Source organism: Rheinheimera riviphila (genome assembly GCF_004005945.1).
Classification (GTDB): domain Bacteria; phylum Pseudomonadota; class Gammaproteobacteria; order Enterobacterales; family Alteromonadaceae; genus Pararheinheimera; species Pararheinheimera riviphila.
Genome location: NZ_SACS01000034.1, coordinates 16,226 through 28,001, shown reverse-complemented (window position 1 = coordinate 28,001; position 11,776 = coordinate 16,226). Strand labels below are relative to the sequence as shown.

9 protein-coding genes and 1 other RNA gene are annotated in these 11,776 nt (G+C 51.6%); 4 read left to right on the top strand and 6 right to left on the bottom strand.

The features are described from left to right. Window positions 1-362: 362 nt before the first annotated feature. Window positions 363-741: RNase P RNA component class A (rnpB, locus tag EOE67_RS19510), an RNA gene on the bottom strand. 233 nt (window positions 742-974) lie between these two features. Here rnpB and EOE67_RS19505 point away from each other — a divergent pair. After that, window positions 975-2,168 carry an acetyl-CoA C-acyltransferase gene (locus EOE67_RS19505; protein ID WP_127701130.1) on the top strand — a complete coding sequence of 398 codons (1,194 nt, stop codon included), beginning with the start codon at window positions 975-977 and terminating at the stop codon, window positions 2,166-2,168. A gap of 22 nt (window positions 2,169-2,190) precedes the next feature. On the opposite strand, the gene EOE67_RS19500 is transcribed toward EOE67_RS19505, so the two are convergent. Further along, window positions 2,191-2,763 (bottom strand): GNAT family N-acetyltransferase, encoded by a 573-nt coding sequence (locus EOE67_RS19500; protein WP_127701128.1) that lies wholly within the window; start codon window positions 2,761-2,763, stop codon window positions 2,191-2,193. A 367-nt stretch (window positions 2,764-3,130) separates the two neighbouring features. Here EOE67_RS19500 and EOE67_RS19495 point away from each other — a divergent pair, with 367 nt between their 5' ends. Beyond that, a complete protein-coding gene (locus tag EOE67_RS19495) occupies window positions 3,131-4,753 on the top strand; it encodes a methyl-accepting chemotaxis protein (protein ID WP_127701126.1) in 1,623 nt (540 codons plus the stop codon). A 116-nt stretch (window positions 4,754-4,869) separates the two neighbouring features. Next, window positions 4,870-6,609, top strand: coding sequence for a gamma-glutamyltransferase (ggt, locus tag EOE67_RS19490; RefSeq protein WP_127701124.1), 1,740 nt, complete (start codon window positions 4,870-4,872; stop codon window positions 6,607-6,609). Between the two features lie 103 nt (window positions 6,610-6,712). Here the strand turns inward: ggt and EOE67_RS19485 are convergent, their stop codons facing one another. The 3 genes from EOE67_RS19485 to EOE67_RS19475 form a co-directional block, all read right to left on the bottom strand. Beyond that, window positions 6,713-7,087, bottom strand: coding sequence for a DUF3718 domain-containing protein (locus tag EOE67_RS19485; protein WP_127701122.1), 375 nt, complete (start codon window positions 7,085-7,087; stop codon window positions 6,713-6,715). 340 nt (window positions 7,088-7,427) lie between these two features. After that, window positions 7,428-8,858 (bottom strand): sensor histidine kinase, encoded by a 1,431-nt coding sequence (locus EOE67_RS19480; RefSeq protein WP_127701120.1) that lies wholly within the window; start codon window positions 8,856-8,858, stop codon window positions 7,428-7,430. 18 nt (window positions 8,859-8,876) lie between these two features. Further along, entirely contained in the window at window positions 8,877-9,560 is a 684-nt protein-coding gene (locus EOE67_RS19475; RefSeq protein ID WP_127701118.1) for a response regulator, read from the bottom strand. A gap of 217 nt (window positions 9,561-9,777) precedes the next feature. Here EOE67_RS19475 and EOE67_RS19470 point away from each other — a divergent pair, with 217 nt between their 5' ends. Then, window positions 9,778-11,262, top strand: coding sequence for a GGDEF domain-containing protein (locus tag EOE67_RS19470; RefSeq protein WP_127701116.1), 1,485 nt, complete (start codon window positions 9,778-9,780; stop codon window positions 11,260-11,262). On the opposite strand, the gene EOE67_RS19465 is transcribed toward EOE67_RS19470, so the two are convergent. After that, window positions 11,259-11,753 (bottom strand): peroxiredoxin, encoded by a 495-nt coding sequence (locus tag EOE67_RS19465; protein ID WP_127701114.1) that lies wholly within the window; start codon window positions 11,751-11,753, stop codon window positions 11,259-11,261. The genes EOE67_RS19470 and EOE67_RS19465 overlap by 4 nt on opposite strands. Window positions 11,754-11,776 lie beyond the last annotated feature (23 nt).

The window sequence follows — 11,776 nt, the reverse complement described above, 5'->3', positions numbered from 1 at the left end:
TCGCAGGTCGCTCTGAAAGTAGAAACTCCATTCTCTAAATTTTGATATCAGTACGCCAGCGAAGTCAGCTAGCAGTCTTTAAACTGGCGTACTACCGCTAACGCGGTGAGTACGCCCTACGCAAATATATGAATTTAATTAGAAAAGTAGGGCGTACTCACCCGAAGGGTAGTACGCCAGCGAAGTTAGCCGGGAATCGCTAATCCGGCGTACTACCGCTGCCGCGGTGAGTACGCCCTACGCAAATACCTGAATTTAAATAGAAAAGTAGGGCGTACTCACCCGAAGGGTAGTACGCCATCAAAGTCAGCCAGACATAAAAAAACCGGCAGTACAAGCTGCCGGTTTTTCTATTTTGAAGAGGTGTGAGCCAGCCGTTAAGCCGGGTTCTGTTCTCTGTTGCCAGAGCGACAATCATTCCTCTAGGACGTACGTCACCGCACGCCTCAAGCAACCTACCCGCCCCCAACGCGGGCCGCGCCAATGGGGGCCTATTTGGTCTTGCTCCGGGTGGAGTTTACCGTGCCACGAACTGTTACCAGCCGCGCGGTGCGCTCTTACCGCACCCTTTCACCCTTACCTGATCCCACTGCTCTTGCGAACAATGGGCCATCGGCGGTTTGCTCTCTGTTGCACTGGTCGTAGGCTCACGCCCCCCAGGCGTTACCTGGCACCCTGCCCTGTGGAGCCCGGACTTTCCTCCCCCTGCTTGCGCAGGCAGCGATTGTCTTGGCCAACTCACGGCGCGCATTATACGCCAAAACGCTGTGCTGACCAGTAAAAGCTTACCGCGCTGATTTAACGGCCATTTACCATCGCTGTTGCGGCAGTCTTCATTGCTTCCAGTTGAAAAACCACAGCAGAATAGGTAAGTTCAGATTTATCTAACGTGCACTGCGCGCACATGCAACACGCCATGAAAACTACTTTTTCCAGATATTCACTGCTTTTTACCGCCAATTAAAGGAAAACCCATGCACCTGTCCGATATCCTGATCTTAAGTGGTGCCCGCACGCCGATTGGCAGTTTTGGCGGCGCGCTGGCCAGTCAAAGCCCGGCGCAGTTGGGCACAGTGGCAGCGACGTCGGCCATCCAACGTGCTGGGGTTGCAGCGGCAGCGGTCGATGTCGCCGTCTTTGGCCATATCATTACCACCACCAGCGACGATGTGTATTTAGCACGGCAGATTGCTTTGCAAAGTGGCATGACGCCGAGCAGCAATGCCTTTCAGGTCAACCGGCTTTGTGGCTCTGGGTTACAGGCGATTATTAGCGCGGCGCAGCAGCTATTACTCGGTGATGGTCAGCTGGCACTTTGTGGTGGCGCTGAATCGATGAGCCAAGGCGCATTTTTATTGCCCGGGGTGCGAAAAGGCTTAAGAGTAGGTCATGCCGCGGTTACCGACTTAACCCTGGGTATTCTGACCGACCCTTTTGGCAGTGGCCATATGGGCATCACCGCAGAAAATATTGCAGCCAAATATGGTTTTAGCCGCAACCAACTGGATGAATTTGCGCTGGAAAGTCAGCAACGGGCAGCAAAGGCGCAACAAGCCGGTTATTTTAATAAGCAAATTGTCGCTGTGCCGTTGCCGGGCAAAACCGGCGCTGCGCCAACCTTGATGACAACGGACGAACATATCCGCCCAGGCACTACGCTACAAAGTCTGAGCCAGCTAAAACCTGCCTTCCAGGCGAACGGCATGGTGACAGCTGGCAACGCTTCGGGCCTCAACGATGGCGCAGCCGCTTTAATACTGGCCACGGCACCATACGCGAAAAGCCAGGGGTTAACCGCCAAAGCCAGACTGGTCGGCTACAGCATGGCCGGGGTCGAACCCTCATTAATGGGGCTTGGACCTATTCCGGCGGTACAACAATTACTGGTAAAAACCGGTTTATCACTTGGCAATATTGATGTAATTGAATCCAACGAAGCCTTTGCCGCGCAAGCCTTGGCCGTCAGTCAGACACTGGGGTTTGATCCAGCAAAGGTAAACCCAAACGGTGGTGCTATTGCACTGGGGCATCCGGTTGGCGCGACTGGCGCTATCTTGCTGGTGAAAACTTTGTATGAACTTGAGCGCATCAACGGCCAATTCGGCCTGGTGACCTTATGCATTGGCGGCGGTCAGGGTATCGCCTTACTGGTGGAGCGCTGCGGCTAAGTGCTAGGGTTCAAGTTGGAAGTTACTTCCTCTCCCACTGCATAGGATTAAATAACACGCCATGCATTTGCTGCATCGGCGCAGTGCGGACAAATCCCAGCGCCTGATATACCGGCACCGCATTGTTGGACGAATTCACGGTGTAACTTCCAGGGTTGCCATGGTCCTCACAATAGGACATCGCGTGCTGCCAAAGCTTGCGTGCTAAGCCCTGGCCTTGCCATGCCTCATTGATAAACAAATGATATAAATGGCTATGGTTGCGCATACCAATACAGCCGATGAGTTCAACACCATTTGCACCTGCGCTTTCTGCGACAAAATAAACAAACCCTTGCTCGAAAAAACCTTCAATCGCAGCCTGGTTGTTTGAGCTCAGAAAATGCTGGGTTGCTGCAGCAGTAAATTCAGGCGTAATAAATTGAAGTGCTAAGCCTTTGATTAAATTAGAAATGACCTTAGCATCGCTGGTGGTTGCTTGACGAATTTGCATTAATTTCCCATTGTTGCTTGCATAGTGTGCACCTGAGCGGACACTGATGTTAAGAGATCTTGTCATGCAATCGCAATCTACCCAAAAGGAAAACCAGCGCAATCATCACACTGCTACAGACTGTGCTCGTCGTCCTGACAAAGCCATTGAACGTATGTTGCTGGAGTTTAGGCGGTGCGAAAGCTAGCGTAAGCATGACAAGGCGATTTCAGGTAAAGTGGATTATCAGGGCATAGACAGCAATACAGGAGCCGCCACTTCACAAGTTTTGGTCACGACCAATCGACCATAATCGACACATTTTCTTTTAAAATAAACAATTTACAACAAATCTCAAACCTAACGCAGTTATACTCGCAACCGTTATCAACAACGACATTAGCGCTGTTTTACACCTTGAACCGCAGCCACTTCGTGAATTGCGACAGGTAACTCAGCTCCTTTCGGCGACCACAGGAGTGCATATTCGATGTTAAGAAGTCTAAAAATCGGCAAAAGGTTAACCATCGGATTCAGCCTGTTGGTGCTGATCAGTATCGTGGTCGGCGCATCGTCGTTTTACCGGCTACTCGAAATCAAATCAAATCTGTCCAATCTGGCAGAACGCAGGTTACCGGCCGCGTTATTGGTTGGGAAAATGAATAGTGAATTCCTGCTGATCCGCTTACAGCTGGCCAATTTATTGATTGCCAAAGCCGACGCTGATAAAGCCCCGCTGCACGAGGCGTTAAATCAGGCCGTGCGACAATATAACGACACCTCGGCACAGGCTGCTGAATTCCATAAAACCGCGGCTGGCCGGTCGACCTTTGAACAAGTCTTAACTGCCAAAATCAAATTTGATGCGCTGTACGCTGAACTGATGGTGCTGATTAATAACAATAAAATCGATGAGGCATTGCAGTTCAGGCAACAGAAATTCACGGAAGCGGCCCGCGAAGTCACCAAATCGCTGGTCGAGCTGGCAGACTACCAACGCGCAACCGGCATCAAACAAGCGCAAGAAGGTGAACAGAGTATTTTTCTGGCAGAAATGACCGCGTTGCTCGCCGTCATTTTTGCGGTGCTGTTTGGGGCGACCCTGGCGGTGCTGATTACCAGAAGCTTAGTGCGTCCGATTGAAACCGCCGTGGTTGCCAGCCAGGCCATCGCCGCAGGTGATTTGAGCTTTCACTTTGCCGATGACGCACCGGATGAAGCCGGTGTCTTGATCCGGGCCATGGTGACCATGCAGAAACAACTGCAAAGTACGCTGGACGATATTAATAAATCAGCGTCTCAATTGACGGTCACCTCAGAAGAGCTGAGTGTAGTGACCGAAAGTTCCGCCCATACCATGCAACAACAAAGTGCTGAACTTGATATGGCGGCAACGGCGGTGACTGAACTTACCACGGCGATTGAAGAGGTAGCGCGCAGCGCCGCCGCCACCTCTGACAATTCGACCCAGGCCGATAAAACCTCGCAACAAGGGCATCAGAAAGTCAATTCGACTATCCAATCGATTCAAACCCTGGAAAATGAAATTCAGTTGTCGCGCGCCGATATTATTCAGCTGTCCGACCATGTCAATGAAATCGGCAAGGTACTGGATGTGATCCGGGCCATCGCCGACCAAACCAATTTATTGGCGTTAAATGCCGCGATCGAAGCCGCCAGAGCCGGCGAAAGTGGCCGTGGTTTTGCTGTGGTCGCCGATGAAGTCCGGGCGCTGGCACATCGAACCCAACAATCAACCAAGATGATTGAACAAACAATCAAAACGGTACAGGCAGGCACCCAAAAAACCGTGGTGACGATGGAGCAAAGTAGCGAACGCGCCACCCAGACGTTAAAACTGGCGATGGAAGCCGGCGCCGCACTGAAGTTGATTACCGAATCGATTGGCCAAATCAGCGATCAGAATATGACCATCGCCAGCGCCGCCGAGGAACAGGCGACTGTTGCCAGAGAAGTCGACAAAAACTTAATTAATATTAAAGATTTGTCTGCTCAGACTGCGGCGGGCGCAGATGAAACCAAGGCCTCCAGTATCGAACTGGCAAAATTAGCCGAGCATTTAAGCGATTTGGTGAAACAATTTAAAGTTTAAGCGCGCTGCGGGGTTGTCCACCCATCGACCCCGCGCCGCCACTGGTCGTTTGTCGCTGGAGTTTAGCAAGCGCTAAAGTTAGCTTCGAAGCTGAAAATTTAATCCGGAGCTTTCTGATGCGCCTGCACCTGCTTTCTACCTCGTTACGATTCACGCTGATCACGGCTTTATTAGCACCAACTCCTGCGGTGCTGGCTTATGATCGGGTCACTGGCCACGATTTTGCCAGCCGCTCTGAAGTGATAGCACCGCATGCGATGGCGGCAACCAGTCAGCCACTGGCCACCCAAATTGCGCTGGATATTATGAAACAAGGTGGCAACGCCATCGATGCGGCCATTGCTGCCAATGCGGCGCTTGGCCTGATGGAACCCACCGGCAACGGCATTGGCGGCGATTTATACGCCATCGTCTGGTCAGCCAAAGATAAAAAACTATTTGGCCTCAATGGCTCTGGCCGTTCGCCAAAGGGCATGACGCTGGCGCAAATGCAGGCTGAAGTGAAAAAACTCGGTCGCACTGATATTCCACCTTATGGCATGTTGCCAATTAGCGTACCGGGTGCCGTCGACGGCTGGTTTAGTCTGCATGACAAATTTGGCACATTGCCGATGGCTAAAATTCTGGCACCAGCCATTCAATACGCCGAACAAGGCTTTCCGGTATCCGAACTCATCGCTTATTACTGGAATGCTTCAGTGCCCAGGCTTTCACCTCAACCGGGTGATTTTAAAGGCACTTTTACTATCAACGGCAAAGCGCCACAAAAAGGCGAAATCTTTAAAAACCCGGCCCTGGCATCAACCTTAAAAACTCTGGCCAAAGACGGCCGTGATGCCTTTTATCAAGGTGAGATTGCCCGCAAAATTGATGCTTTTATGAAAAAAGAAGGCGGCTATCTGCGTTATGAAGATTTTGCTTCGCATAAATCAGAATGGGTAGAGCCGGTGTCGGTGCATTATCGCGGCGTCGATGTGTGGGAATTACCACCCAACGGTCAGGGCATTGCGGCACTACAGATGCTGCAAATTCTGAAAAACTTCGATTTAAAAAGTATGAGCTTTAACAGCGCTGAAAGTTTGCACACTTTAATTGAAGCGAAAAAACTGGCGTTTGAAGACCGTGCCAAATTCTACGCCGATCAGGACTTTGCCAAAGTGCCGGTCAAAGGGCTGATTTCTGAAGCATACGGCCGGGAACGTGCCAAGCTGATTACCGATAAAGCCGCACAGCGGGTCGATGCTGGTAACCCGAATTTGTATGAAGGCGATACCATCTATATGACCACGGCGGATAAAGACGGCAATATGGTGTCGTTAATCCAGTCAAATTACCGTGGCATGGGCTCTGGTGTGGTGGTGCCTGGGTTAGGTTTTGGCTTCCAGGATCGCGGTCAGATGTTCTCGCTGGACGCTAAACACGCCAATGCCTTTGCCCCTGGCAAACGCGCTTTTAATACGATTATTCCAGCCTTCGCCACCAAAGATGGCAAGCCATACATCAGTTTTGGCGTGATGGGCGGCGCGATGCAGCCACAAGGTCATGTGCAGATTATCGTGAATATGGTCGATTACGGCATGAATTTGCAAGAAGCCGGTGACGCCGCGCGTTGGCAGCACCTCGGCAATACCGAGCCAACTGATGGTAGCCAAATGTATCTGGAAAACGGTGGTTACACCGAAGTTGAACGGGGTGTGCCGTACCAAACCATTCAGCAATTACAGCAAAAAGGTCATGATATCCGGTATGGTTTTGGCGGTTATGGTGGCTATCAAGCCATTCTAAAAGATCCAAAAACCGGCGTTTATTATGGCGCTTCTGAATCGCGCAAAGACGGCCAAGCTGCTGGTTATTGATGCAGCAAACCTGAAATGTAAAAAGGCCGCAGTGTCAAAACTGCGGCCTTTTTCATTGATTCAGCACTTAACTCAGTAAGTCGATGCCAGCAGCGAAGGAAAATTAATCCTGACCAATCCGCGCTTTGATATCGTTAATCAATGGTGAATCACCCATGCCATTGGCAGTCGCCCAGGCTTCCAGCCCTTCTGACGTTAAGGCTTTGGCTGGCATCTGCTTGACATAAAATGCACCCACTTCGTACGCGTCACTGCGCATGGCGAATTTAATCAGCGATTCTTTGTTACATTGCACGTTGTCATAGATTTTACGCACGTTGACTTTGTTGTCTGATAACAATTTACGAATGCGGTTTTTATCGTCTGCTTTGGTGTATTCACACAGCGAAACAGTCCACTGCTCTTGCGCCATTGCCACAGGCGAACTTAATACTACAACTGCCAGGCCTAAAGCTACTACCGTTAAAGTCTTCTTCATAACAACCTCATTTAGCTTAAAAAATCCATGGTATTCATAGCGCTTGCGATCTGGGCTCATTGATACCACCACCCAAATCGCTGCCAGAATAAAGCAGCAAACGCTGACCTAAGCCAAGTATTGGCGTTTATTGAAAGAAGGCAAGTCCAATCAGTTGAAATTAGTCATGTTTTTGATTTGATTGATTAATTTTAAAGCTAACCGCAACATTTACCATTAATTGTATATTTAAACTGTTCATATCACTGCCAAGTTGAATCACAACAACGCAACAGCATATTAGCAGTGGTCCGGCACGAAAATTTCAGCGCTGCTCAGCTCAGGACGGGCTATGAGCGGCTCAGGATGCTTGCAACAATGGTAGCTCGATGCTGATCCGAAGACCACACCGCTCGCCAGCTGCGTTCAGGCGGTTTTCGGCATTGATAGTACCGCCACAAGCACTGATCGCGCGCTGGGCAATGCTCAGCCCCAGCCCAACGCCACTACCGGTACTGTGACTACGGAAAAACGGGTTAAAAATCAGCGGTAACTGCTCTGGTGGCAAGCCACAACCATCGTCGTCAACCAACACTCTGACGCTTTGATCCAACACCAGCGCCCGCACCAGCACCAATGAATCTTCCGCCGTGTATTTAATGGCGTTACGAATGACGTTTTCCAAAGCCCGGTACAATAGCTCGGCATCGGCACTCACCAGAATTTGGGGTAATTCAGCCAGTTGCAGATGTTTATGCTGCGCAGCTGCTTCCAGCTGACCATCATCACAAATCGATTCCAGCAATTCAGTCAAATCAACTTCTTGCAGCTGAAAATTCACTTCGCCACTTTCGAGCCGGGAAAAAGTCAGAATTTCGCCGACCAATTCATCGAGGCGCGCCGCTTCAGTTTCTACTTTGGCCAAAGCCGATTCCTGCTCCGACGGGGTTTGCCGGGCCAGGCCAATCAAAATTTGTAATCGGGCCAAGGGCGAGCGTAATTCATGCGACACATCGTGTAACAGCCGGCGCTGCGACAAAATCGCCAGATAGACACTTTGCGCCATCAGGTTAAAACTACGCGCCAGCTCGCCAAATTCGTCTTTACGGCTGGTAATTTTACCGCTGAGCTGGGTGCGCCATTGCTCTTTTGGCAGCGCGCCGAGCGCCTGACGCAGCTGACGTACCGGCGACGCAAAATACCAGGCCAGCACCAGGCTGGAAGCCATGCTGGTCAGCACAATACTGATTAAAATAAAGCTGGGGTGAAACCAGAACGGCGGTGTGGGCGGTCGGCGCATCACCCCGTTTTCTAAAGCAGGCCCGCGATCGGTAAATCTGCGCTCCCCTTCGAGCGGCTCCGGTTCGCCAAAGTTGCGCCAGCGACCGGGCCAGAATTGCGGATTCGCCACCGCCAGCAATTGCCAGTGCTGTCCATCGGCGCTATGCAAAGCAAAATCTGCCTGATTCGAACGCTGCACCAGTTGCTGCCGCCAGTCTGCCGGCACTGGTCGTTGTAATAAGTCTTGCCCCATCGCATCGAGAATTAAAATCCGTTCCCGCGCAATCGGATCCAAATCCCATTTCGCCACCACTTTACGCAGCAACTCAATGCCGCCAGCATCCACCATGGTTTGCGCCGACTGCTGAATAAGCCGCGCCTGGGGCCCAAACATTGGCCGATCGTCGCCGGGATCGGTGCTCAGCTGCACCACGGCCCAAATCAAGCCAAAGGCAAAAGCCAGTGCCGACCAGAACGCCAACAAAAATTTCCAGAATAACTGCCCCATCATTTATCGCTGCCTCATGGCTTACAGATGCCTCAACCATTGATAACCCTTGCCGCGCACGGCTTGGATCCAATGTTGGCCATCGCTGCGTTTGCCCAGTTTTTGCCGGATATTCGAAATATGCACATCGATGCTGCGATCATATTGGGTGAGGGTTTTGCCCAGCCCCTGCTGCGATAAATCGGCTTTCGTGACAATGCGGCCGGCCTGACTGACCAACAACCATAACAAACTAAACTCGGCACCGGTTAAGTCCAGCGCACTGCCTTCAAACATGGCACTACGACTGGCCGGTGTTAATAACAGCGGGCCTTCCTGCAAACGTAAATCGGGTTGTTGTTGTAACTGCATCCGCCGCAAAATAGCCCGGATCCGCGCCACTAATTCCCGTGGTAAACAAGGTTTGGCGACATAATCATCGGCACCCAGCTCCAGGCCAATGACTTTGTCGATATCATCACCACGCGCCGTCAGCATCAATACCGGCCGATCTGACACCTGCCGTAGCTTTTTCAGCACGGTCACGCCGTCCATGCCCGGCATCATCACGTCCAGTACCACCAAATCAAAACCATGGCTTAACGCCAGTTTTAAGCCGGTGGTGCCATCATTGGCAACTGTCACGGTAAAACCTTCGCGCTGCAGATAAGTCGCCAGCATACTGGTCAAAGCGCTGTCGTCGTCGATGAGTAACAGATGAGCCAAAATAACAACCTTTGCTATACGTTCGAATGAATGTGAAAAAAGTATGGCCGAATTTTAACCTGAAGCGGTTGCGCGCGGGCAGCGGCTTTACATAACTATACAAAATCAACCGATCCACCGCTGTTCTGCAGCGAACTTTAGTTTTTGTGCATATGATTAACGGAATCACCGAATGCGTTGATGGCGCTCCAGAGACAGCCTGACCAAGGAAGTGTAAATGATGTCACGCCCGCCCTTTGTCAATCCGTTGCCGGCAGCTGATCGACAGGCTACTGATCGACAGACTGCAGCCTTACTAAAAAACTTTATCTTGATCAGTTTGTTAGTCACCTTCATGGCGCTGCTTGGCATTTTGACCCGCCCGATCGGACTGCTTGCAGTATTCTGGCCCGCCAACGCTGTATTGCTGGGTTTGTTGATCAGGCAGCCACACCGTGCCCATTGGTCAGGCTGGCTAGCCGCGACTTTGGCCTTTGTTGCCACCGACGTAGCCACCGGCTCGGATGTTAAAACATCGCTGGTGCTGACCTTTGGCAATCTGCTGAGTATCGCCACCGGATTTTATCTGTTCCGCCGCTTGCCCATCGCCCATCAAACATTGCGTCAACCGATGTCGATTGTTTGGCTGGCGATCTACACCGGATTGGCGTCGGTCGCCGCCGGTTTTAATGGCATGCTGGCCAATCCGCTGTTGTTTCAAGGCACGATGATCGGGGGGTGGAAATTCTGGTTCACCGCTGAGTGGGTGAATTATCTGGCGATCCTGCCGGTTATTTTAACCATGCCCGGCTGGAAATTCCCGACATCACCCTGGCGGACATTATGGCGACCTCGTCCCGCGCAGTGGCGCATCGCCATGCCCTTTACGGCCGTGCTGCTGGGGCTGTTGCTCAGTCTGGTATTTAGTGGCCCCGGCGCCATCGCTTATCTGGTGCCCGGATTGCTGTGGTGCGCGCTGAGTTATCAATTGTTTACCACGGCCGTACTGACCCTGCTCACCAGTCTGTGGACTTTGCTAGGGGTTGCGGGCGGCTGGCTGGATTTGGGGATTGTGATCAACCGTGGCCGGGATCTGGAATCTTTGCGTTTGGGGGTCACATTGATTGCATTAGCGCCATTAACTGTGGCCAGTGTGATGACTGCACGGTTGGAATTGCTACAAAAGTTGCAGTATCTGGCCAGCCACGACCCGTTAACAGGTGTGCTGAACCGGTCCGGTTTTATGGAGCAGGCCGAGCCATTATTTGGCCAGTTGACCGGCGGCAAGCGGTCGCTGGCGCTGATGATGCTGGATATCGATTTTTTCAAAAAAATCAATGACCAACACGGCCATGCTGCCGGCGATCTGGTGCTCAAAAACTTTGCGTTGATTGCCGGGCAATGCCTGCGCGACGCCGATTTGCTGGGTCGGATTGGCGGTGAAGAATTTGTGGTGTTGGTGCCGGATTGTGATATCGAACAAGCCCGCAGTATTGCGCAGCGTATTTGTGATGCCAGTGGTGCATACAACTATCAGATTGCCAACGATATCCGGCTGAACGTGACGGTGAGTATCGGTGTGGTGCATACGAGTGGTGCTGCGGACTCAATGTCGGTGTTACTCAATCTGGCCGACCAGCAGCTGTATCAGGCCAAAGCTGCGGGTCGAAACCAGATAGTGCTGAGCAGTTGGCCAGCCGACAATGCTCATACATTGAATTAACGGGCCGCCTGCCAATCCGTCACCGCCTGCAGCATCACTTCGGCTTTGGACAGCTCGAAAGTTTTAGGCGCATCAACATTCAGCAACTGCACCACACCGTCATCCACAATCATCGCGTAGCGCATTGAACGCATGCCGCCAAAATCGCCGCTATCGACCAACAAACCGCAGGCTTCGGCAAACCGGCCGGCGCCATCGGCTAAAAACAGAATATCACCGGCTTGTTGCTGCTTGCCCCAGGCATCCAGCACATAAGCATCATTGACCGCAGTACAAATGATCCGATCGACACCCTGCTGGAAAAACTGCTCACACAAGGTGACAAAACCCGGTAAATGGGCGGCGCTGCAGGTGGGAGTAAAAGCACCGGGTAATGCGAATAGCACTATGGTTTCGCCGCTGAAAATTTCTTTACTACTCAGGGTGACCACGCCATTTTCAGTTAAACGCTGAAAACTGACTTCTGGTAATTTTTCGCCGATCTGAATCATTATTTGCTCCTGTTGCAGCTTTA